The following is a 21,831-nucleotide window of genomic DNA, read 5'->3' as shown; positions in this document are numbered from 1 at the left end:
AATGCATTTTTTTTATGCCAATTCGGAAATTGCAATGTTCCATTTTAAAGTTTTTGTTAATTTTTATTTCCCTTTTTTTGATTTAATGTCATTCACAGATAAAATCTTTTACTTGTCGATATTCTTCGGAAATTACTGTCTTTTCTAAAAAAAATACCGTAATTTTAGTGTAACCGATGATTTAGAGATTTATGAAAAACCTAGTAATAATATTTCTGCTGACTTCAACTACACTATTTAGTCAAAATAGCGACCATACATGTCAGATCTTAAATAAAATCAATGCCCTAATCCAAAAAGAGCATATTCGGCCAAAACCGGTTGATGATAGCTTGTCTGTTTTTGTTTTTGATAATCTGATCAACGAACTTGATCCGTCGCGAAACATTTTTTTAAAAGTGAATACGATGAAATGTCCAAAAAATATCGCTCAAATCTTGATGATTTAATTTTAAATAATGACTGCAGTTTTCTGAATGATATTACTTCAAAATATCGAGCAGGTCTTTTGAGAACGAAAGCTGTTTTAGAAAAAATTCAGACCACAAATATTGATTATTCTATTAAAGACACTATCCGATTTTATAAAAAAGCTTTTCCTTTTTATCTGAAAAAAGAAGATTTGGAAAAGGTTTGGCAAAAAAACTGCGTTATCAGATTTTGGACGAAATTGCCGAAACTAGTGAAAATCTAGACTCAATAAAAGCTAATTTCAAATCGATTGAAGCCGCTTCAAAACAAATGATTTTATCTAATGAAATTTGCAGAATAAGTACTCTCTTAGAAAACAACAACAAGCAAGAGGAAAATCTGTACAATTATTTCTGTACCTATTTTGATCCGCATACAGCTTATTTCAGTGATGATTCTAAGACTAGCTTTGTTGCATCTTTATCTAAAGAACATCTTTCACTTGGAATGAGTGTAAATTTGAATGAAAAAAATGAAATAATTATCGCTGAAGTCGACCCGAATGGCCCTGCATACCAAACTGGACTGATTAAAAAAGGGGATCAAATTATTTCTATTTCAAATCAAAAGGAAACTTTAAAGGTTTCTTGTGCTTCGCTAGAATTAATCTCAAACATGATTTTATCGGAATCCAATAAAAGCATTACGCTTACGCTGAAACGAAATTCTGGAAAAAGCTTCGATGTTTACATTGAAAAACAAGTAATGAAAGATGAAGACAATTCGGTTTACAGTTTTATTATTGGAAAAGATAGTAAAATTGGCTACATCAAAATTCCAAGTTTTTATGCTGATTTAGACGAAAACAATCGAAAAGGTTGTGCCGATGATGTTGCACGCGAAGTAATGAAACTCGAAAGAGATGAAATAAAAGGCCTTGTAATTGATTTGATTGACAACGGCGGTGGTTCTATGGAAGAAGCTATCAAACTTGCAGGAATGTTTATTGATTATGGCCCAATTTCAATAGTGATTGATAATAAGAAAGAGAAATCAATAATAAATGATCCTTATCGCGGACTGATTTACAAAGGCCCTATTGTGGTTTTGGTAAACAGCAATACTGCATCGGCAAGTGAATTTTTTGCTTCTATTTTGCAAGATTACAACCGTGCGCTTTTGATTGGCGAGCAATACACTTGGAAAAGCAACTATGCAAACCATTCTTCCGCTTGACGAGGAAAAAATACTGATTTTTTAAAAATCACAATCAATAAATTTTACCGTATTACGGGAAAAAGTCATCAATATATTGGCGTTAAGCCAGATGTTATTTTACCTGAATTTTATGAAGATGTTTATCAAAAAGAAAGTGATTTCCCTACTGCAATCAAAAACGACAGTATTCAATCTTTTTGAAATACAGACTTTATGCAAAAAGAACTTTGATCGACAAACTGGCTAAAAATTCTGCCACAAGACTGGCAGACAACTACTATTTTAACGACATTAAAAAAATAAATCTAAAGATTGACCAAATTGTAAATACGCCAAAAGCAGAACTTCCAATGACTTTGGATGCCGTTTTCAAACAAAAAAACTGGTTAATTCGCTTTGGAAAGAAATCAACACTTTCAATGACGAAAACAATCCCCTAGATGTTTACAACTCTACTGTAAATCAATTTTTGCTTGGGGTTTACCCGAATGATAAAACGGCAAATCAATATCAGCTTGAGAATCTAAAAACAAATCCTTATTTGAATGAAGCTGTAAATGTTATCAATGAATTTAATGCTTCGAAATAGGATTTTTGTTTCAAGTTTCAAGTTTCAGGTTTAACCGCAAAAGGCGCAAAGATTTACGCAAAGTTCGCTAAGGTTTTACACAAAGCTTTGCGTCCCGAGGCTTCGGGATGCGTTTATAAGCTTAACCTCGGACAAAAAAACTTTGCGTGCTTTGCGGTTAAACCAACACAAGCCATTCAACTTAAAACATGAAACTTAAAACATTAAAAAAAGAATAATTTTGTTTTTGGAAAAATAAGGAATAACCGTATTTTTGCATCACAAAACTAAAAATTAGAAATGGGAAGAGCGTTCGAATTTAGAAAAGGAAGAAAAATGAAACGTTGGTCAGCAATGGCCAAAACATTTACCAGAATTGGTAAAGATATCGTTATGGCTGTTAAAGAAGGCGGACCAAACCCAGACGCCAATTCTAGATTAAGAGCTGTAATACAAAATGCGAAAGCGACCAACATGCCTAAAGACAATGTGGAGCGCGCGATCAAAAATGCAAGCAATAAAGATACTGCCAACTATAAAGAAATTTTGTTTGAAGGATATGCGCCTCACGGAATTGCAATCTTGATTGAAACTGCTTCTGACAATAATAACAGAACTGTTGCAAACATCCGCAGTTATTTCAACAAATGCAACGGAACAATGGGAACTCAAGGTTCTGTTGAGTTTATGTTTGACCACACTTGCAACTTCAGAATTGCAAAAGATGGTATCGATGCTGAGGAATTAGAATTAGAACTTATCGATTTTGGTGCTGAAGAGGTTTTTGAAGACGAAGACGGAATCTTAATTTACGCTCCTTTTGGAAGCTTTGGTGCTTTACAGAAAGAATTAGAAAACAGAGGTCTTGAAATTTTATCTTCTGGTTTTGAGCGTATTCCGCAGATCACAAAAGAACTTACTGAAGCTCAAATCGCTGACGTTGAAAAACTAATCGAAAAAATCGAAGAAGATGATGACGTTATGAACGTTTATCATACCATGAAAGAAGAATAGTCTTTCTATAAAATATATTTTAAAAAGCTCTGGATTTTTCTGGAGCTTTTTTTTTTCGGAATTTCCCCTTAATTCAAATAAAAAATTATATTTGTTTATAGAGCAAATACGAATCAAACCTCCTAAACAAAACTAATTGAAAACTTCTACTTCATCCAATCTGAAATTTTTGGTAATGGAACCACAAATAATACTGAAGGAATAAGTTCAATAATAACAGAATTGGCAAGACCTTCGATAAGAATATTAGATATAGAATATTCTGAGAAAAAAACCTATACAAAAAACTTAGTCGCTGAATCATGCGCGGCTTCTGATGAATATTTTACTTTAGGTGAATTATTGTTTTTATCAAAAACATACGGATTCGAAATTGAAGAAGACAATAAATCATAAAGGATATTATAAAAGTGTTTTAAAAATTCATAAACTATATGACTGCCCTGATTATATCAATTTGATGGAATTAGACGGGAAAGAGTATTTAAGAATCGAATTTCTTCGCTGGCAATTTGATTGTCAACCGAGAGGCGCTGGAGAAGATATGCTGGGAGAAGATATTACTTATATTCTTGGCATTTGGGAGTCTCCATTATTGACAGATGAAATAGTGGCTAAAATTAAAGCAAGCATTAAGAAATGATAAAAGTATTAGAAAAAGATTGGGAAATTTTACATCAAAACTTCAGAATTAGGAGAGAAGAATTGTTTCCTATTTTTCCTTATAGGGCAAATTTTGAAGAACTGAAACAGTTACTTCTGGAATCAAAAACAGATTCTGTATTCAATAATCGATTTAATGCAATATTATGGAGATTCCCAATTTCTATGTCTGATAATGAATTTATGAAATTATTGCAATTCTTTTTATTAGAGAATTGGCATCATGATCATGAATTCATAATTAGTTCTTTTCAGGATACTTTTTATGACGATAAAGAGAACATCAAAATTTTAATGCAAGCCTTTTCTTCGCTTCCTGAGTTTTATAAATATGACGAGGCAATTAAATATCCCTATATCCGTAAAATAATCTATGCTATTGGTGCACAACCTGAGCCATACAATATTGAAGCATTAGAAACTATTTCACAATCCGAAGACGAAGAAATAAAAGCATTAGCACTGCATCAAATTGAAAAAAGAAAACGACTAGGTAGATGGGAAGCAGAAAATGATCAATAATTTTTTCCATTAGAATTTCAACTGAACTTTTTTAGAACTAAATCATGATGCAACTCACAAAGATTGACAATTTAAACGACTTCAAAAGAGAAAACAAAAAAATAGAACTCGTTTACAAAGGCCGAGAAGAACCTAACAGAGGTCAGGAACTTGTCTATTATGCTTTGCTGATTGATGGAATAGATAAAACCAAAGAATTGTTCTCGGAAAACGCAATTCAATGTGTTATAAATGAAAAAATAGAAACGGAACACCCATCTAAAAATTTCGCATTTATTCCTAACAGAGATTTTCTTTTGCTTAACACTTTAGACTTTACCAAAACTAGCTTAAAAGTATATTTTAGAGAAGACAGAAATACATTTCAAGACAGTCTGGTCGGGAGTTTCTTTTATCCAGAAAATCATTTATTAATCAATAAAAGAAGTTTGGTTTTGACCGATCTTCGAACTTTAGAAAGTAAAAAAATAAAGTTTGATGAAGATATTAATATCGAATGGGCATATTTAATTGATTCTAACCAAATTCAAGTTATTCAGGCATTTTCGAATATGTCATTTATATATGATTTAGAAACAAACAAAATCATTGATAAAAAAACATTGCAGACAAATTACTTTATACTGATATTTTTAGATGGATATACAGAGGGCAGGAATACAAATCTAATGCATTACAAATGGAACTGTTGCAAAAAATTGACAATACATTTATAAGTACTTATTTTAAAATAAACTAAAAATGAAAAATGTACTAAACGATCCCTTTTTTATTTAATACTATTCACAAGTTTAATTATAAATACCAAATCTGACAATCCTTGCCTACTTGCTATACTAGCTAATGATTTATCCACTAAAAATATGAGAAAATTAACATTAAGTGACAGGTTTTTACCTCATCAGTACATTAGAATTGAAAATGAAATTGGCATCACAATACCTAATACCATTAAACATTTTATTTCAGAATATGCTGATTTGTCAGTAAAGGAAAATAAGTTTATAAGTAATGACGGAAAATTATTTGAGATCTCACAATTTATAACTTATAGAATGATGTACGATTTTAAATGTAAGAATTGGCGACACAAAGCTTTCACCAAATACTGCCTTTACACCAAATCAAAAAGTTGCTAATGGTTTAAACAATTTTACAATTAAATCAATTAGTCCAGGATCCTATGTCAAAGGAAAAAAATTACTAAACTTACACCTGGAACAGATGTTGTAAAAACTGGCACTATTTTAAAAATTTACAGCAATGGTAATGGTGATTATGGAGGACTAAAATATTAATATTATGGAAGTATTTAAAATAATTGATAAAGCGATCGTAAAAAATATAGATCTACAGAAATTTAATTTTTCTCATCTAAATTATATGTATGACTACAATACTGGCATTTTCTATAAAGAAACAGAGACTAAAATAGATGTTTTAAGTTATGGATTTAATTATGATTATAGAGACAACGATCCTATTTCTATAAGCCATGAAAATTTTGTACCGTGGATTACTTTCAAAAATGTAGAAAAAATATTAAATTTTGTTCTTTATAATTTATATGAAACTAAACAAATTACTAATGCTCATAATTTTTATGTAAATAATCAGAAGACCTTATTTATTGATGAACCAATGATTAATGAAGATGCTTTTATATATGAGCTTTATAAAGACAAACAATATCTTGAGCAAAACATATTGAAAAGTACTGAATCTGCCGAAATTCTTATAAAGAACCATTTTTTTTCATTTTTTGAAAATTTTTCTACTTTACAAGATATAAATGATAAAATCATTGAAAAATATGAATGGCAACAATGGAATAAGTTTTTTTTAAGGACAACTATTTTAAAGTTATTATCATATTGAAATTGTGCAATAATGATATAAAATATAATGAATTTACAGCAATGTATAAGACAAGAATATATGATGGAATTAAAAATGGACGAAGTGATGTAATTCCTTATTATGAAAACTTAATAAAATTAATGGATTATCTGGAAAATGATAATCATAAAGAATTAAATTAACGCTATTCAAAGAATATCGATTGTATTATGAAGAAGTAATCTATAGATAATTTACAAAACACATAGTATTTAATTTCTAAACTTCATCAAAGACACAAAAACTATTGAACGATGTAGCACCCCGCTCCCCGAAGTGTTCCCATGAAAAGTCGCGCAAACGTCTCTGACTTTACGCAATTTTTTTAATGCCTCAATAAACCCTAAATCTGTCAAAATCTCCAGACTTTTTATGAAATGTTTTTGAATAGAATAAGACAAATACGGTATATTTATAAAAACTTGATATGAAAGTTAGATATATAATTCGCAACCAAAGTAGCGAAATAATTGATAAATTTACAAGCGGGAACGGTGTGCCTACAGATACAAAAGGTTTACAATATGTTGAACTTGAAGTAAAAAGTAGTGCAAATTATTTCAAAGACTATGAAGGAGTTTTAAAAACTGGTGATAAGATTAGAATTTACAAAAATGAAATTTATAAATCAATTAGTAATGGTGATGGAAAATCAATTAAAATATTCAAATAAACATGACAAAAGAATATATTAACGAAAGATACAACCAAATTCTACCTGATAATTTTAACATTTTAATATTAGAAGAAAAATATATTGAAGCAATATCTATTGCCGATAATAAAGTAAATGCTCTATATTTAGGAAACATTGAAATTTACCTATTAAAGAATATATTAGCCAGTATTGAGTTCAATGACGTTGAAAAAATTTTAGATCCCAAATATAAAATTGGTCAAGGAAATTCAACAATCAATATCAATATAAACAAGCATCTTTTCAATCATAATGTAGGAGAAGGAATTTTGAACCAATTACCTGCTAATTTAGATACTGAATCTGGCGTAGAAAAAGCTTGCCATCTTATGCGGCAATACATCCAACAGGAAGCATTGCCTTTTTTTAACTATTGGCAAGATATACGCGATTTTTTGCCTTTTTTAGAATCCGATGACATTAATTTTATATCAGATATATTTTATAGTGATGCATTATTTAAAAAAATAATTATCTGGAAACTGTGTTCACATCCCCAATACAATAATTTTACAGACAAAAAAACTGAGCAATTAACAAAAAGACTTCTCGAAATACCCAAAGATAAATCATTTAAAAAAAATTATGATCGGTATATTAAAATTTTAAAAACATTAGAAAAAACAAAACCTTTGTATGAATGGGATGAAAAATATCTGATAGAAAAACCTTATATAAAATAGATTTAATTTTAATAGTTTATTGAGAAAAATTCCCCTGGCGGTTACGAGTAAGACACTCAAACCGATAGGGGAATTTTTAAATTATCGATGGAAAACATATTTCGGAATAACAACATATACATAAAAAATGAGAAAATTAAATCTATATCCAAGAATGGGTGACTCAAATATGAGACACATCGAAAGTATCATTAATGAAAACTTACCTGAATATTTTAAGGATTTTTTAAAATTAAATGGAGGATTGAGTCATTATGAAAGATATTTTGTAGATCATAACGAAACTGTCTGGGAAGTTAAAAATTATTTAAACTATGCTGATTTATTCAAACTTACTGAGGAGTTTCTTCAAAATTATCATCGTAAACTCGTTCCTTTTGCTTTAGATATGGGAGGATGGCATTTTTGTTTGTGTCTAGATGAAGGTCCTGATTATGAAACCATCTTAATCAACCGTTGGACAGATTATCTTCCTGAAGAACAATTTTTAAAAATTGCAGATAATTTTGAAGATTTTATAAATGGACTAAAAACTGAAGAAGAAATAAATTTATTATGATTGATTAATTTTTAAGTTATGACACTTTATCCACCAGGAAAATCAAGAGGGAATTGGCATTTTTACAGCAATAAATATGATTATAATTATGACATAGCACCATACCCGGAAATTAGATCAGATTTAAAAACTTTACTAACTATTCTCATCGAATCGAAACTATTGATTCCAAAATCATTAGACAGCAAGAATGAAAAATTGGATTATAATAACATAGAAGATTTAATCTCTTTAATAGAAAAAGACAATTTTTTACAAACATGTTTTGAGTTTGATATTAAAGGAGACACCGTAATATACACTGAAAAGGGCGAAGAAATACACTCCGGTATATTTTGTCTGCAAAGCTTTCGTACGTTTCAGCAAAGTTTTGTATTATCAACAAAATCTGATATTTGGATGCCGATGTCTTTTGATGAAGACAGTTATTCATATGTTTGGAATCCGGAACGCTATAATTTAAACAATCATAGATTATCATCTGTTTTAGAAAAAGTAAATAAAAGTTTAAACTGGGAAAATGAAAATCTATTACAGAAAGAATTTAATGAAAGAGGGAGTTTACAAATAGGATATAATATTTTTCTATCTAAAGAAGTAGTAATAAGAGAATATGAAGGGAATCCAAATCCTGATTTTAACATAAACGAATACTTAGCAAAAATGGAAACTTATACTTTTACTTTTTCTAAGCCTCAATAAAAGCATCTATTTGAATTCATTTTAAACTAAGGTTAAATACTTTTAAAGATAACATTTCGATTATATTTGCAACACCTCAAATAAAATTAAAACTAAAAATGCAAACATCAAAAATCACTCGAATTGCTGTAGTAGCCCTAGTACTTCTTTTTTAGCATTAAGCGTAATTAGCTGTAGTACTCATGTCCACACAACAGGACCAGCACCAAAAGCTAAAAAATACCGCCAGGACAAGCTAAAAAATGTCAGGAAGCAAAAGCGCAAAAGCTTATGCCCCAGGACAACAAAATAAAAATTAAAAAAAGCCTTCTGAAAAACATCAGAAGGCTTTTTTGATTTATTCTATATTCAAAGTCAGTGAATTTTACAATCTAATTTATTTTTTCGCTGGTTTTTTTGTTACTTTCAGCAAATAAGTTCCTTCCGGCAAATCATCAATGTTAGAAGCATTGTCGCCTGTAATTTTTCTTCCTTGCGAAAAGACTTCGATCACTTTTTCTGTATTTGCTTCTGGTGCGCTTGGCGTTACAACTGGAGCTTTTGGAGGATTTTGAGTTTTTACCGGTGCAGATGCAACTTTTTTATCACTTGAAACCGTTTCTGTTTTTGCACTTCCAGCTGGTTTTGAACTGTTGTATGATTCCAAAACTTGTTCATCAGTCATTGCGACATTATAAATTTTCAAATCGTCTATATCAGCGTTTAGAGTTGTCGTGGTATTGATTTGCCCCAACCTCAAAACATAACCTTTAGTGGCGCGTAAAATACCGCTTGCTGATTTTAATAATTCACCATTGCGGTATATCTTAGAATTGTTGCCGTCGTAAGTAATATTATATTGATACCACACTTCTTTTTGGAGCGGTACTGTCGCAATAACATTATTTGCATCGCCCCAACCTACCAAGCTTACATCTGAACTTCCAGAAACGGCAGGTTGTCGCAATAAACCAAAAAATTGAGAATTTGATGGCGTTCCATAACCAAAAACATAATTTGTCGCATTGACCGTATTGAATTTTATCCAAAACGAGATTGATCTAGGTTTATTTTCTTGCGGAAGCTCTCCAACCATGCCTTGCGACACTTTGTTTGTAATGCGTTGCGCCGCTTTAGCTGTTCCCATTCTGTCTGCAACAAAATTAGGAGTTCCTAGCAGGGAAATAGTATTATCAGCACTATTAAGGGTTCCGTTAAAAGTAAATTCCTGAATAGGATTTTGAGCATTAGAAGTTAAAAAAGTTACAAACATTATCGTAAGTAATAATTTTTTCATGGGCAGGATTTTTGAAGATTTAGGGGTTATATCTTTATTTAAAACAATTTTAATAATTTATTATGAAGAGAATCTTTTTTAAATAAAAATGATTCCTAATGTTCATAAAATAATTTTATTTATTTGTTAAAATTATAAATTTAATTCAAAGTCGCAAAACATTTGTCGATAACGAGTACGATATTCTTATTAAAATTCAGAAAAACAAATATAAAAAGAAGCTCTCTTTAGAATTTGTAAAAACATCTTTACAAAAACTATATTGACAATAAAAAAACCTTCTGAAATTCAAAAGGCTTTTTCTACTATCCAAAATAAATTGCTCACTAAACAACATGATAAAAAATAAAAAAAAACTAAAAACTAACTATTAACTATTAACCAAATTTCTTATTTCGATGTTAATTTGTTCGCGGGAGCATTTGTAATTTTCAACAAATAGGTTCCCTCTGGCAAATCTTTTATGTTCATTGAATTGTTTTCAAGAACCTTTTGCCCCTGCGAATAAACCTCAACATTTTTTTGTCCTTCACTTACATCATTGTTTCTAATAATTGCATTTGATTGTGTAGTCTTAGTCGCAACTTTGGTTTTTCCTGCAACAGTTTTTACAGGAACTGTTTTAGGAACTGCTTGCTCAAGCGCAACCGCAATTATAGGTTTTGTTTCTTCATAAAGTGCTAAGACTTGCTCATCTGTCATTGCCACACTGTATATTTTTAGATCGTCAACATCAGCATTGATACCTACAGTTGTATTTATTTCACCTAATCTAAAAATATTGCCTTTTGTAGCACGTGTCAGGCCACCTAAAGATTTCAATAGTACGCCGTCACGGTAAATTTTTGAAACTGTTCCGTCAAAAGTAATCGTATACTGATACCAAGTTCCTTTAGCTAACGGAACTGAAACAATCACGTCGTTGCTTGCGCCCCATCCAGCCAGACTTAAATCTGAATTTGACGAAACTGCGGCTTGCTGAAGCAAACCATAATATTGTCCGTTATAAGCAGTACCGTAACCCAAAATGTAATTTGCTTTAGAAATATCGTTTAGTTTTACCCAAATACTTATTGTTCTAGCCGAGTTGTTTTGAGGAAGATCATCTATTACAGCTTCTAAAGATTTATTATTAAGGCGCTGTGCTCCATTAATATTTCCCATTCGATCCGGAACAAAATTGTTTGCCCCCATGAAAGTGATGGTATTTTGAGTATTATTTAAAGTATTGTTGAAGTTAAATTCTTGAATAGGATTCTGCGCACTAGCATTCAAATAACTTACAAACATCAAAGAGAGTAGTAATTTTTTCATAGCGATAGATTTAGGAGATTAAACAACTTTGTGTCATTTTAACACTGCTAAACTATATTTTTATGCTTTTTAGCGAAAATTTTTTCGACAACGAACCAAAAAACTCGTTAAAATAACCAAAATTGATGATTTTCGACGGTTAATTGCATTTATTTATACTATCAGCGATACTATTAATTTTTTAAATTTAATTCAATCAAAACAAATCTTTCTTACGTATAAATACGGTTTTTGCAAAAATATATTAAATATTCAAATTCAATACATTTTACACAATAAGATATTTTTTCTGCTTTTTTAATGATTCTTTGAACTGGGTTCAAAAAAAACTCCATCACAACGGATGGAGTTTTCTATATATCTAAAAATTGTTTTATTTAACAAATTCAACTTTTTGAACTTCTTCTTCATTAATACTGTCGAAGAATCCTTGTTCATTCATCCAATCATCACTAAATACTTTGCTCATGTAACGAGAACCGTGATCTGGGAAAATAGCAATGATATTGCTGTCTTTTGTAAACTCACCTTCTTCCGCATATTGTTTAATCGCCTGCATTACCGCTCCAGATGTATATCCAACGAATAAACCTTCTTTACGAGTGATTTCTCTTGCAGAGTGCGCACTTTCTTCGTCAGTTACTTTCATGAATTTATCAATAATATCAAAATCAGTAGCTGATGGAATCAAATTTTTCCCTAAACCTTCTATACGATACGGATAAATTTCTTTATTATCGAATTCTCTTGTTTCGTGATATTTCTTTAACACTGACCCAAAAGCGTCAACACCAAGAATTCTAATATTAGGATTTTGTTCTTTTAAGAATTTTGCAGTTCCAGAGATCGTTCCTCCCGTTCCGTCGCAAGCAATTAAGTGTGTGATTTTTCCTTTTGTCTGCTCCCAGATTTCAGGACCTGTAGTGTTGTAGTGCGCATCAATATTTAATTGATTGAAATATTGATTGATATAAACAGAACCTTTTGTTTCTTCATGTAAACGCTTGGCTACATTATAATAAGATCTTTCATCATCTGCTGAAACGTGCGCTGGGCAAACATAAACTTTTGCTCCTAAACTTCTCAACATGTCAATCTTATCTTTTGATGATTTTGAGCTTACTGCTAAAATACAGTTATATCCTTTAATAATGCTGACCATTGCCAAACTAAATCCTGTGTTTCCTGATGTAGTTTCAATAATCGTATCACCTGGTGACAAAATTCCTTTTCTCTCAGCTTCTTCAATAATATATAATGCGATTCTATCTTTTGAGGAATGACCTGGATTAAAAGCTTCTACCTTTGCGTAGAAATTTCCTTCTAACTCTTCGGTGATTTTATTTAGCTTAATAAGCGGGGTGTTACCTATTAATTCTAAAACATTATTATAAGCGTTTATTTCTTCTTTCATAAAAAAATAGTTAATCGAGATGGTATTTAAAAATAAACTCGATAGGTTGCAAATTTAACAAAAAATTTTTAATTAGCTTTTAATTTTCTCTAAATCTAATAAAAAACTAAATTCTTTTGCTAGGTCCTTCAAAGCCTCAAAACGTCCTGAAGCACCGCCATGTCCAGCATCCATGTTGGTATCTAAAAACAAAAGATTTCCATTTGTCTTCATATTTCTCAATTTGGCTACCCACTTGGCAGGCTCCCAATATTGTACCTGCGAATCATGCAATCCTGTAGATACATACATATTTGGATAGTCTTGCGCTTTTACATTATCATACGGCGAGTACGATAACATATAATCATAATATTTTTTATTGTTTGGGTTTCCCCATTCATCATATTCTCCCGTTGTTAACGGAATGGTATCATCTAACATTGTTGTTATGACATCCACAAAAGGAACCTGAGCAATTACTCCGTTGTATAATTCAGGAGCTTCATTTATGATAACTCCCATTAAAAGTCCTCCTGCTGATCCGCCTTCTGCGTACAAATGTTTAGAAGATGTATATTTCTCGTTTATTACAAATTTAGAGCAATCGATGAAATCTGTAAAGGTATTTTTCTTTTTTAACAGTTTTCCGTCTTCGTACCATTGTCTTCCTAAGTCTTCTCCGCCTCTAATATGTGCGATAGCATAAATAAATCCGCGGTCTAAGAGCGAAAGTCTTGTCGAAGAGAAATAAGCATCCATTGTGATTCCGTACGAACCATAAGCATACAATAAAAGCGGATTTTTGCCATTTTTCTCTAATCCTTTGCGATAAATCATCGAAATTGGCACTTTTACACCGTCTCTTGCCGTTGCCCAAACACGCTCTTCAACGTAATTTTCTTTGTCAAATTTACCTCCTAAAACCTGTTGTTCTTTTAAGATTTCTTTGGTTTTAGTTTTCATATTAAAATCAATTACCGACGATGGAGTTGCAAGCGATTGATAACTATAACGCAAAATATCGGTGTCAAAATCAATATTTGTTGTCGTGTAAGCATTGTAAGTTTCACTTCCGAAAGGCAAATAATAATCTGGTTCACCATTCCAAGGCATGATTCTGATATGATTTAAACCGTTTGAGCGTTCTTCTACAACTAAGTAATTCTTAAAGATTTCAATATCTTCCAATAAAACATCTTCTCTGTGCGGAATAACGTCAACCCAATTTCTTTTTCCTGTTTTATTCTCAGGCGTTTTCATCAACTTGAAATTGGTCGCTTTATCTTTATTCGTCAACACATAAAACGAATCTTCAAAATGTGAAATACTATATTCTAATCCGCGAACTCGTGTCTGAAACACTTCAAATTCTCCGTCAGGATTATCAGAATTCAAAATTCGGTATTCCGTAGTTAAAGTACTTCCAGAACTGATTACAATGTATTTTTTAGATTTTTCTTTGTGTACAGAAACATTAAATGTATCGTCTACTTCATTATAAACCAAAACATCATCCTTAGAATCTGTGTTTAATTTATGTCTGAAAATTTTGTCGGCCCTTAAAGTAACTTCATCTTGTCTGGTATAAAACAAAGTATTATTGTCATTTGCCCAAACAGAACTTCCTGTTGCATTTTCGATTTTATCTGAAAGAATTTCTCCAGTTTCTAAGTTTTTAACTTGAACTGTATAGATTCTTCTTCCAACAATATCAATTCCAAAACTCGCAAATTTATTGTCCGGACTGATGCTTAAACCTCCTAATTTGAAATAAGCGTGTCCTTTTGCCAGTTCATTGCAATTGAACAAAATTTCTTCATCTGCAGAAAGGCTTCCTTTTTTCTGGCAAAAATTGGATAATCCTGCCCAGTTTCAAAACGTGTGATATAGAAATATCCGTTATAAAAATAAGGAACAGATGAATCGTCTTCCTTGATTCTGCTCTTCATTTCCTCATACAATGATTCTTGCAAATCTTTAGTATGAGCAGTCATATTTTGATAGTATTCGTTTTCTTTGTTCAGATAATCAATTACTTCTGGATTTTCGCGGTCATTAAGCCAAAAATAATTGTCAACTCTGGTTTCTTTATGCTTTTTGAGTTTTTTTGGAATTTCTTTCGCCTTTGGAGCTATTATGTTGTTTTGCATTGATTGAGCATTTATTTTTAAGTACGGAAGGGCAAAAGTAGTATAATCAAAACAGAACCGAAATTAAATTTTTCATAAAATATTCTATTGATTTACCATAGCAATATACTAATTTTGTCTTAAATAATTTAAAAAAGCAAGAAAAATGGATTTAATGGGAATGATGGGCAAACTTAAAGAAACCCAACAAAAAATTGAAGATACAAAGAAACGCTTGGATACTGTTTTAATTGACGAACAAAGCGCTGACGGATTATTGAAAATAACAATTACTGCAAGCAGAAAAATAAAATCGGTTTCAATTGACGACTCTCTTTTAGAAGATAAAGAACAATTGGAAGATTATTTAGTGGTAACCTTAAATAAAGCAATCGAAAAAGCAACAAACATCAATGAAAGAGAGCTTGATGCTGTAGCAAAAATGGATATGCCGATGATTCCTGGAATGGATAATCTTTTTAAATAAGGGACAAAGGTTCAAAGTTACAGAGAGACAAAGAGACAAAGGAACAAAGGTTTAAAAAAACTTTGAACCTTTGTCTCTCTGTAACTTTGAACCTTTCTACTAAATTTTTGAGAAGATTTCCATCACATACGTATGCATTACTTCTTTGTAATCTAAATGCGTAACGATTCGAAGTTTATTATGTCCTAACGAGCTTATAAGGATGTTTTTTTGTTTTAACTTTTCAATTAAAAGTGTATCGCTATAGCCTTCTGCCAAAGAAAAAATCAGAATATTAGTTTCTACTGGCTCTACAGAAGCAATCCATGATTTTGTGCTCAAAATTGCACCAATTTCTTTTGCCCTTCTGTGATCTTCGGCTAATCTTTCGATATTATTCGCTAAAGCATACAATCCCGTCAGCGCTAAATAACCAACTTGACGCATCCCTCCCCTAATATCTTCCTGATTCTCAACGCTCTGTGAATATCAGCTTTACTTCCAAGAAGTACTGAACCAATTGGCGCCCCTAATCCTTTTGATAAACAAACTGATATCGTATCGAAAATTGCCCCAAATTCCTTCGGATTTTGTCTTTTGGCAACTAATGCATTCCAAATTCTCGCTCCATCTAAATGGAATTTTAAATTATTGGCATCACATACTTTTTTAATCTCTCTTAAATCTTCTAATTCATAACAAGCTCCGCCTCCTTTATTGGTGGTATTTTCCACGCAAACCAAACTTGTCAACGGACTATGATAAAATTCTGGATCATTGATTGCTGCAGACAACTTGTGAAGCCTTGATCATGCCTCGGTCACCATCTAATAAACAACATGAAACACCACTGTTAAAAGAAACACCACCTCCTTCATAATTGTAAACGTGTGCAAATTTATCAGCAATTAATTGCTCGCCAGGTTGCGTATGAAGTTTTATAGCAGTTTGATTTGCCATAGTTCCAGACGGAAAAAAAGTCCAGCTTCCATACCAAAAAACTCGGCTACTCTTGTCTCTAATTCGATAACCGTAGGATCCTGTTTGTACACATCATCACCAACTTGCGCATTAAACATGTACTGCGAGCATTTCATACGTTGGTTTTGTAATGGTATCGCTAACTAAATTTATTTCCATATAAAACTGATATCTTTTTTCGGACAGCAAAATTACGTATTACTGTTATTTAATAATCGTAAGTTTTAATAAATTTTAACTTTCGATTACGATATAACCAAATTAACGTTTTATTTATAAAAAACATATAAATCTAACATTAATAATTTAGAAATTGATTTATCCTCTTTCAATTCTCTTCCTTAAAACAAAAATCAGCATTTTGACATCATTAAGAAAATAATGCAAAATCATTAAATACCAAACACTTATATAGACATGATTGTATTCTAAATTATTTCTGGTATTCTGAAAACTAAATCTTATTTTTGTATAAAGAAATTGCGTTAGAAAACAAATGTAATTTCAGCAAAAAACATTTAAAACAAGTTATTAATTTATGACAACAGCCGAACAAGTAAAAGGTATTGTGGAGCGCCTTGGTGCGTTGAGGAGGTATCTTTGACGTTGATGCCAAGCTAATCGAAATTGCAAACGAAGAAGAAAAAACTTTTGCGCCTAATTTTTGGAACAATCCAAAAGAAGCCGAAAACATTGTAAAAAATCTTCGAAACAAGAAAAAATGGATTGAAGATTATGACAAAGCCGTATCACTAACAGAGGAATTACAGCTAGCTTATGATTTTTATAAAGAAGGCGAACTTTCTGTAGATGAATTGGATGAACAATATAACAGTGCGCAATCACATATTGAAAACATCGAATTCAAAAACATGCTTTCTGACGAAGGCGACAGCCTAAGTGCCGTAGTTCAAATCACCGCAGGAGCCGGCGGAACCGAAAGTTGCGACTGGGCGGGAATGCTGATGCGGATGTACATGATGTGGGGCGAAAGTTATGGCTATAAAATCAAAGAGCTTAACTTTCAAGAAGGCGACGTTGCCGGAATCAAAACGGTTACTTTAGAATTTGAAGGAGATTATTCTTTCGGATATCTAAAAGGAGAAAATGGAGTTCACCGTTTAGTTCGAATTTCACCTTTTGACAGTAATGCAAAACGTCATACTTCGTTCGTATCGGTTTATGTTTATCCGCTTGTTGATGACAGTATTGAAATCGACATTAATCCTGCTGATATCGAGATTACAACTTCTCGTTCGAGTGGTGCTGGTGGGCAGAACGTAAATAAGGTTGAAACTAAAGTTCAATTGGTACACAAACCAACTGGAATTCAAATTCAATGTTCTGAAACACGTTCGCAACAAGACAACAGACAACGTGCGATGCAAATGCTTCGTTCTCAATTGTACGAAATCGAATTGAAAAAACAACAAGCACAGCGTGCTGATATTGAGGCCGGAAAAATGAAAATCGAATGGGGTTCGCAAATTCGTAATTACGTAATGCAACCTTATAAATTAGTAAAAGATGTTCGTACAGGCTATGAAACCAGCGACGTTGATGGCGTAATGAACGGAAATATTGACCCATTCCTTAAAGCATATTTAATGATGATGGGGCAAAAAGAGGAAGAGTAAACAGTGTTCAGTCGCAGTCTCAGTTTTCAGTTAACTGAGACTGAATACTAAGACTGGAGACTGCGACTGCGACTGAAAACTTAAAAGAATAGTTATGATAAAATGGGCCGATGTAATTCATTTTACAAATAAAGGAAATCCTGCTCCAGACAAGAGAGTAGAAAAAACAGAGGAAGAATGGAAACAAGTTCTGACTCCAGAAGAATTTCAAGTTACTCGATTGAAAGGAACTGAAAGATCTTTTAGCTCTGAGTTATGCAGTTTATTTGATCCTGGAATTTATGAATGCAAATGCTGTGCAACGGTTCTTTTTGATGCAAGCGAAAAATTTGAATCAGGAACCGGCTGGCCTTCATTCACACAGCCAATCAAAGAAAATGCAATTGCATATCATGCTGATAGATCATACGGAATGGTTCGAGTTGAGGTTGTCTGCAATGTCTGCGATTCTCATTTAGGTCATGTTTTCCCTGACGGACCTCCTCCTAGTGGTCTACGTTATTGCATTAACGCGGTTTCACTTTCTAAAATTAAAGATTAAAACAAAAAAACGATTCCTTTAAAAAGTGAATCGTTTTTTTTTGTTTGAAAATTAAGCAGTTAATACAAAATGTAAGTTAACGCCTATCAATAAAAAAATCTTTTTTATTTTCTCAAAAAAGGCTAAGCATCTACTATTAAATATAATAAAACTCATGCATAGTTAAATTCCAATATTAAAAAACTATCAAAATTTTAATATCTAAAATGTTAATTTTGTAATATTTAAATTGTTATTTTAAACATCTTTCAATAAACCTTAAAAAAATATTAGGTAATTAAAATGTAAATTATTTTATTTGGCAAAAATTAACCCTAAATTCTATAATTACAGTAAATGAGATCCTATTCAATACAAGAAATTAATGAAGTTATTAATGGCGTGATATATGGCTCAACTTCTCAAAGCATAACTGCAACTGAGCAACTTGAAAAGGCAACAACTTCGCAAATTTCATTTATTGGAAACAAAAAATACGAAAAATATTGGTCTGCATCAAACGCTTCCATTGCGGTTGTAAATGAAGACATTTCGATAGAACCAGGAGAAAATCGCGCATTCATTAAAGTAAAAAATGCTGATTTGGCTATGTCGCAAATCCTCAACCTTTTTGCTCCTCCTACCCCTGTATTTCATAGCAATATTCATAAAACAGCAAATATTGATGAAACGGCAATAATTGCAGAAGATGCTAAAATTGGGGCTGGCTGTTATGTTGGACCAAAAGTAGAAATTGGGGCTAATGTGACATTATATCCAAATGTGACAATTTTGGACGAATGTACCATTGGAAAAAATACAATAATTTGGTCTGGCGCAGTGGTTCGCGAACGTTGCCATATTGGAAACGACTGTATTATTCACCCAAATGCTACTATTGGTGCTGATGGTTTTGGATTTCGTCCCTGCAAAGAAAACGGACTTGTAAAAATTCCGCAAATTGGAAATGTAATTATTGGAAACGGTGTCGAAATTGGAGCAAACACTTGTGTTGACCGCGGAAAATTTAGTTCTACAATTCTAGGAGACGGCTGTAAAATTGATAATTTAGTTCAAATAGGGCACAACAGCAAATTAGGGAAATTCTGTATTATGGCTGGAAACAGTGGTTTGGCAGGATCTGTAACTTTAGGAAATGGCGTTATCATTGGCGGAAGCGCATCGATAAAAGATCATACCAGTATTGGCGATGGAGCCGTAATTGGCGCAGGATCTGGTGTTACTGGAGATGTTCCTGCTGGAAAAACAATGTTGGGTTATCCAGCAGTTGAAGCTAGAGATGCATTAAAACAATGGGCAATGCTCAAACAAATGGTTTGTGGTTCCAAAAAATAAATACATTTTAAATATTTTAGAAAAATAGAAGTATTTGCTTCTGTTTTTTTTGCCTTGATTTGACTAAAATTAGACAATCTCAAAACTTTCCATTTATTTCAATTGATTTTGTAAATTAGCCAAGACTATTTTGTAAAATCAATATTATACCATGGATTTAAACTTCAATAAAAACGAAGATCACAATAAATTACTACTTTCAGAATTAAAACAAAAATTTGCCAAAGTAAAATTAGGCGGGGGTGAAAAGCGAATTGAGAAACTTCATTCGGAAGGAAAAATGACTGCTCGTGAGCGCATCGCTTATTTATTGGATGAAAATTCAGAAAATATTGAAATTGGAGGTTTTGCCGGCGAAGGAATGTATAAAGAACATGGCGGGTGTCCTTCTGGTGGTGTTGTGGTAAAAATTGGCTACATAAAGGGAAAACAATGTATTGTTGTAGCTAATGATGCAACAGTAAAAGCTGGCGCTTGGTTTCCTATTACTGGAAAGAAAAACCTTCGTGCACAGGAAATCGCCATAGAAAACAGACTTCCAATCATTTATCTTGTTGATAGCGCTGGAGTTTATCTGCCTATGCAAGATGAAATTTTTCCAGATAAAGAGCATTTCGGCCGCATCTTTAGAAATAATGCCCAAATGAGCAGTATGGGAATTACCCAAATCGCCGCTGTTATGGGAAGCTGTGTTGCTGGTGGTGCTTACTTACCCATTATGAGCGACGAGGCTTTAATTGTCGATAAAACTGGAAGTATTTTTCTTGCCGGAAGCTATTTAGTAAAAGCGACCATTGGTGAAACTATTGACAACGAAACTTTGGGAGGCGCTACAACGCATTGCGAAATATCTGGAGTTACTGATTATAAAGCTAAAGATGATAAAGATGCTTTAGACAAAATTAAAAATATCGTTGATAAAATTGGTGATTTTGACAAAGCGGGCTATAGCCGAATCAAAACTGAAAAACCTGCGTTAGACCCACGTGATATTTACGGAATTCTGCCAAAAGCCCGCACAGAACAATACGATATGATGGAAATCATCAAACGTTTGGTTGACAATTCGGAATTCGAATCTTACAAGGAAGGTTACGGTCAATCATTGATTACAGGCTATGCAAGAATTGATGGCTGGGCAGTTGGAATTGTTGCCAATCAGCGAAAAGTGGTAAAAACCAAAAAAGGTGAAATGCAGTTTGGTGGCGTAATTTATTCTGATAGTGCTGACAAAGCAACTCGTTTTATTGCAAATTGCAACCAAAAGAAAATTCCGCTTGTGTTTTTGCAAGATGTAACCGGTTTTATGGTGGGTTCAAAATCTGAACATGGCGGTATTATAAAAGATGGCGCAAAAATGGTGAATGCAGTCAGCAATTCGGTTGTTCCAAAATTTACAGTTATTGTCGGAAATTCATATGGTGCAGGAAATTATGCCATGTGCGGAAAAGCTTATGATCCAAGATTAATATTTGCTTGGCCAAGCGCTGAACTTGCTGTAATGGGTGGCACGCAAGCCGCTAAAGTTTTGGCACAAATTGAAGCATCTTCGCTTAAAGCAAAAGGAGAAATTGTAGATGAAGCTAAAGAAGCTGAACTTTTCAATAAAATAAAAGCAAAATATGACGAGCAGGTTTCTCCTTATTATGCTTGCGTCGCGATTATGGACAGACGCGATCATTGATCCGCTTGACACACGCAAATGGATTTCAATGGGAATTGAAGCCGCAAACCATGCTCCTATTCAAAAACCATTCAATTTAGGCGTGATTCAGGTTTAACATATTCCGAAATTCTCAAAACAAAACAAATAAACCCCA

The 21,831-nt window shown here is 32.3% G+C and carries 22 protein-coding genes and 4 pseudogenes; 19 read left to right on the top strand and 7 right to left on the bottom strand.

Annotated elements, in window-relative coordinates:
• Nucleotides 1-191: 191 nt before the first annotated feature.
• From ACQ9BO_RS12215 to ACQ9BO_RS12150, 14 genes and pseudogenes are all read left to right on the top strand, one after another.
• A pseudogene (locus tag ACQ9BO_RS12215) lies at nucleotides 192-804 on the top strand (S41 family peptidase); the annotation flags it as partial.
• Between the two features lie 114 nt (nucleotides 805-918).
• Nucleotides 919-1,647, top strand: a complete 729-nt coding sequence (locus tag ACQ9BO_RS12210; protein WP_431245111.1) for a S41 family peptidase — start codon at nucleotides 919-921, stop codon at nucleotides 1,645-1,647.
• A 179-nt stretch (nucleotides 1,648-1,826) separates the two neighbouring features.
• Entirely contained in the window at nucleotides 1,827-2,069 is a 243-nt protein-coding gene (locus ACQ9BO_RS12205) for a hypothetical protein (RefSeq protein ID WP_431244909.1), read from the top strand.
• A gap of 428 nt (nucleotides 2,070-2,497) precedes the next feature.
• Complete coding sequence (locus ACQ9BO_RS12200; protein WP_431244908.1) at nucleotides 2,498-3,211, top strand: YebC/PmpR family DNA-binding transcriptional regulator; 714 nt, start codon at nucleotides 2,498-2,500, stop codon at nucleotides 3,209-3,211.
• A 222-nt stretch (nucleotides 3,212-3,433) separates the two neighbouring features.
• Complete coding sequence (locus ACQ9BO_RS12195) at nucleotides 3,434-3,607, top strand: hypothetical protein (protein WP_431244907.1); 174 nt, start codon at nucleotides 3,434-3,436, stop codon at nucleotides 3,605-3,607.
• Nucleotides 3,585-3,854: a hypothetical protein gene (locus ACQ9BO_RS12190; protein ID WP_431244906.1), complete on the top strand. Its 270-nt coding sequence runs from the start codon at nucleotides 3,585-3,587 to the stop codon at nucleotides 3,852-3,854. The genes ACQ9BO_RS12195 and ACQ9BO_RS12190 overlap by 23 nt, the downstream gene beginning before the upstream one ends.
• A complete protein-coding gene (locus ACQ9BO_RS12185) occupies nucleotides 3,851-4,396 on the top strand; it encodes a hypothetical protein (protein ID WP_431244905.1) in 546 nt (181 codons plus the stop codon). Before ACQ9BO_RS12190 ends, ACQ9BO_RS12185 begins: the two co-directional genes overlap by 4 nt.
• A gap of 44 nt (nucleotides 4,397-4,440) precedes the next feature.
• Nucleotides 4,441-5,112 (top strand): hypothetical protein, encoded by a 672-nt coding sequence (locus ACQ9BO_RS12180; RefSeq protein WP_431244904.1) that lies wholly within the window; start codon nucleotides 4,441-4,443, stop codon nucleotides 5,110-5,112.
• A gap of 586 nt (nucleotides 5,113-5,698) precedes the next feature.
• The gene (locus ACQ9BO_RS12175; RefSeq protein ID WP_431244903.1) at nucleotides 5,699-6,274 is read left to right on the top strand and encodes a hypothetical protein; all 576 of its coding nucleotides are present in this window, start codon (nucleotides 5,699-5,701) and stop codon (nucleotides 6,272-6,274) included.
• Nucleotides 6,275-6,315: 41 nt separating this feature from the next.
• Nucleotides 6,316-6,438, top strand: coding sequence for a hypothetical protein (locus ACQ9BO_RS12170; RefSeq protein ID WP_431244902.1), 123 nt, complete (start codon nucleotides 6,316-6,318; stop codon nucleotides 6,436-6,438).
• Nucleotides 6,439-6,722: 284 nt separating this feature from the next.
• Nucleotides 6,723-6,968, top strand: coding sequence for a hypothetical protein (locus ACQ9BO_RS12165; protein WP_431244901.1), 246 nt, complete (start codon nucleotides 6,723-6,725; stop codon nucleotides 6,966-6,968).
• Nucleotides 6,969-6,970: 2 nt separating this feature from the next.
• Nucleotides 6,971-7,675: a hypothetical protein gene (locus ACQ9BO_RS12160; protein ID WP_431244900.1), complete on the top strand. Its 705-nt coding sequence runs from the start codon at nucleotides 6,971-6,973 to the stop codon at nucleotides 7,673-7,675.
• A 169-nt stretch (nucleotides 7,676-7,844) separates the two neighbouring features.
• On the top strand, nucleotides 7,845-8,234 hold the full coding sequence (locus ACQ9BO_RS12155) for an SMI1/KNR4 family protein (RefSeq protein ID WP_431244899.1): 390 nt from the start codon (nucleotides 7,845-7,847) through the stop codon (nucleotides 8,232-8,234).
• An 18-nt stretch (nucleotides 8,235-8,252) separates the two neighbouring features.
• Entirely contained in the window at nucleotides 8,253-8,936 is a 684-nt protein-coding gene (locus ACQ9BO_RS12150; RefSeq protein ID WP_431244898.1) for a hypothetical protein, read from the top strand.
• 376 nt (nucleotides 8,937-9,312) lie between these two features.
• On the opposite strand, the gene ACQ9BO_RS12145 is transcribed toward ACQ9BO_RS12150, so the two are convergent.
• The 4 genes and pseudogenes from ACQ9BO_RS12145 to ACQ9BO_RS12130 all read right to left on the bottom strand — a co-directional run bounded on the left by ACQ9BO_RS12145 (nucleotide 9,313) and on the right by ACQ9BO_RS12130 (nucleotide 15,072).
• Nucleotides 9,313-10,212, bottom strand: a complete 900-nt coding sequence (locus tag ACQ9BO_RS12145) for a LamG domain-containing protein (RefSeq protein WP_431244897.1) — start codon at nucleotides 10,210-10,212, stop codon at nucleotides 9,313-9,315.
• Between the two features lie 390 nt (nucleotides 10,213-10,602).
• On the bottom strand, nucleotides 10,603-11,526 hold the full coding sequence (locus tag ACQ9BO_RS12140) for a LamG domain-containing protein (RefSeq protein ID WP_431244896.1): 924 nt from the start codon (nucleotides 11,524-11,526) through the stop codon (nucleotides 10,603-10,605).
• A gap of 373 nt (nucleotides 11,527-11,899) precedes the next feature.
• On the bottom strand, nucleotides 11,900-12,940 hold the full coding sequence (locus ACQ9BO_RS12135; RefSeq protein ID WP_431244895.1) for a PLP-dependent cysteine synthase family protein: 1,041 nt from the start codon (nucleotides 12,938-12,940) through the stop codon (nucleotides 11,900-11,902).
• Nucleotides 12,941-13,012: 72 nt separating this feature from the next.
• A pseudogene (locus ACQ9BO_RS12130) lies at nucleotides 13,013-15,072 on the bottom strand (S9 family peptidase).
• A gap of 145 nt (nucleotides 15,073-15,217) precedes the next feature.
• Here ACQ9BO_RS12130 and ACQ9BO_RS12125 point away from each other — a divergent pair.
• Nucleotides 15,218-15,538 carry a YbaB/EbfC family nucleoid-associated protein gene (locus ACQ9BO_RS12125; protein ID WP_320566922.1) on the top strand — a complete coding sequence of 107 codons (321 nt, stop codon included), beginning with the start codon at nucleotides 15,218-15,220 and terminating at the stop codon, nucleotides 15,536-15,538.
• A gap of 99 nt (nucleotides 15,539-15,637) precedes the next feature.
• Here the strand turns inward: ACQ9BO_RS12125 and ACQ9BO_RS12120 are convergent, their stop codons facing one another.
• The 3 genes and pseudogenes from ACQ9BO_RS12120 to ACQ9BO_RS12110 all read right to left on the bottom strand — a co-directional run bounded on the left by ACQ9BO_RS12120 (nucleotide 15,638) and on the right by ACQ9BO_RS12110 (nucleotide 16,596).
• On the bottom strand, nucleotides 15,638-15,964 hold the full coding sequence (locus tag ACQ9BO_RS12120; protein WP_431244894.1) for a hypothetical protein: 327 nt from the start codon (nucleotides 15,962-15,964) through the stop codon (nucleotides 15,638-15,640).
• The gene (locus ACQ9BO_RS12115) at nucleotides 15,943-16,311 is read right to left on the bottom strand and encodes a threonine aldolase family protein (RefSeq protein ID WP_431244893.1); all 369 of its coding nucleotides are present in this window, start codon (nucleotides 16,309-16,311) and stop codon (nucleotides 15,943-15,945) included. The genes ACQ9BO_RS12120 and ACQ9BO_RS12115 overlap by 22 nt, the downstream gene beginning before the upstream one ends.
• A pseudogene (locus tag ACQ9BO_RS12110) lies at nucleotides 16,292-16,596 on the bottom strand (beta-eliminating lyase-related protein). The gene ACQ9BO_RS12115 and the pseudogene ACQ9BO_RS12110 overlap by 20 nt, the downstream one beginning before the upstream one ends.
• Before the next feature lie 440 nt (nucleotides 16,597-17,036).
• Here ACQ9BO_RS12110 and prfB point away from each other — a divergent pair.
• The 4 genes and pseudogenes from prfB to ACQ9BO_RS12090 all read left to right on the top strand — a co-directional run bounded on the left by prfB (nucleotide 17,037) and on the right by ACQ9BO_RS12090 (nucleotide 21,792).
• Nucleotides 17,037-18,135 (top strand): peptide chain release factor 2 gene (gene prfB / locus ACQ9BO_RS12105; protein ID WP_431244892.1). Its coding sequence is split into 2 segments (ribosomal slippage): nucleotides 17,037-17,099 and nucleotides 17,101-18,135, totalling 1,098 coding nucleotides; the frame shifts between segments, so codons are not numbered across the junction.
• Between the two features lie 94 nt (nucleotides 18,136-18,229).
• The gene (gene msrB / locus ACQ9BO_RS12100; protein ID WP_431244891.1) at nucleotides 18,230-18,676 is read left to right on the top strand and encodes a peptide-methionine (R)-S-oxide reductase MsrB; all 447 of its coding nucleotides are present in this window, start codon (nucleotides 18,230-18,232) and stop codon (nucleotides 18,674-18,676) included.
• Nucleotides 18,677-19,012: 336 nt separating this feature from the next.
• Nucleotides 19,013-20,011, top strand: a complete 999-nt coding sequence (gene lpxD, locus ACQ9BO_RS12095; RefSeq protein WP_431244890.1) for a UDP-3-O-(3-hydroxymyristoyl)glucosamine N-acyltransferase — start codon at nucleotides 19,013-19,015, stop codon at nucleotides 20,009-20,011.
• A gap of 151 nt (nucleotides 20,012-20,162) precedes the next feature.
• Nucleotides 20,163-21,792: pseudogene (locus ACQ9BO_RS12090) on the top strand (acyl-CoA carboxylase subunit beta).
• The last annotated feature ends 39 nt before the right edge of the window (nucleotides 21,793-21,831 follow it).

Origin of the sequence: Flavobacterium sp. P21 (assembly GCF_050632225.1) — a bacterium.
Lineage (GTDB): Bacteria > Bacteroidota > Bacteroidia > Flavobacteriales > Flavobacteriaceae > Flavobacterium.
The sequence above is the reverse complement of the archived record's forward strand: the minus strand, read 5'-3'. Positions and strand labels throughout refer to the sequence as shown.

What these genes read in the sequence shown, in the direction of transcription:
- ACQ9BO_RS12210 (WP_431245111.1), top strand. Translation starts at nt 919, where the DNA reads ATGAGTGTAAATTTGAATGAAAAAAATGAAATAATTATCGCTGAAGTC.
- ACQ9BO_RS12200 (WP_431244908.1), top strand. Translation starts at nt 2,498, where the DNA reads ATGGGAAGAGCGTTCGAATTTAGAAAAGGAAGAAAAATGAAACGTTGG.
- ACQ9BO_RS12185 (WP_431244905.1), top strand. Translation starts at nt 3,851, where the DNA reads ATGATAAAAGTATTAGAAAAAGATTGGGAAATTTTACATCAAAACTTC.
- ACQ9BO_RS12180 (WP_431244904.1), top strand. Translation starts at nt 4,441, where the DNA reads ATGATGCAACTCACAAAGATTGACAATTTAAACGACTTCAAAAGAGAA.
- ACQ9BO_RS12175 (WP_431244903.1), top strand. Translation starts at nt 5,699, where the DNA reads ATGGAAGTATTTAAAATAATTGATAAAGCGATCGTAAAAAATATAGAT.
- ACQ9BO_RS12170 (WP_431244902.1), top strand. Translation starts at nt 6,316, where the DNA reads ATGTATAAGACAAGAATATATGATGGAATTAAAAATGGACGAAGTGAT.
- ACQ9BO_RS12165 (WP_431244901.1), top strand. Translation starts at nt 6,723, where the DNA reads ATGAAAGTTAGATATATAATTCGCAACCAAAGTAGCGAAATAATTGAT.
- ACQ9BO_RS12160 (WP_431244900.1), top strand. Translation starts at nt 6,971, where the DNA reads ATGACAAAAGAATATATTAACGAAAGATACAACCAAATTCTACCTGAT.
- ACQ9BO_RS12155 (WP_431244899.1), top strand. Translation starts at nt 7,845, where the DNA reads ATGAGACACATCGAAAGTATCATTAATGAAAACTTACCTGAATATTTT.
- ACQ9BO_RS12150 (WP_431244898.1), top strand. Translation starts at nt 8,253, where the DNA reads ATGACACTTTATCCACCAGGAAAATCAAGAGGGAATTGGCATTTTTAC.
- ACQ9BO_RS12145 (WP_431244897.1), bottom strand. Translation starts at nt 10,212, where the DNA reads ATGAAAAAATTATTACTTACGATAATGTTTGTAACTTTTTTAACTTCT.
- ACQ9BO_RS12140 (WP_431244896.1), bottom strand. Translation starts at nt 11,526, where the DNA reads ATGAAAAAATTACTACTCTCTTTGATGTTTGTAAGTTATTTGAATGCT.
- ACQ9BO_RS12135 (WP_431244895.1), bottom strand. Translation starts at nt 12,940, where the DNA reads ATGAAAGAAGAAATAAACGCTTATAATAATGTTTTAGAATTAATAGGT.
- ACQ9BO_RS12125 (WP_320566922.1), top strand. Translation starts at nt 15,218, where the DNA reads ATGGATTTAATGGGAATGATGGGCAAACTTAAAGAAACCCAACAAAAA.
- ACQ9BO_RS12120 (WP_431244894.1), bottom strand. Translation starts at nt 15,964, where the DNA reads ATGCGTCAAGTTGGTTATTTAGCGCTGACGGGATTGTATGCTTTAGCG.
- msrB (WP_431244891.1), top strand. Translation starts at nt 18,230, where the DNA reads ATGATAAAATGGGCCGATGTAATTCATTTTACAAATAAAGGAAATCCT.
- lpxD (WP_431244890.1), top strand. Translation starts at nt 19,013, where the DNA reads ATGAGATCCTATTCAATACAAGAAATTAATGAAGTTATTAATGGCGTG.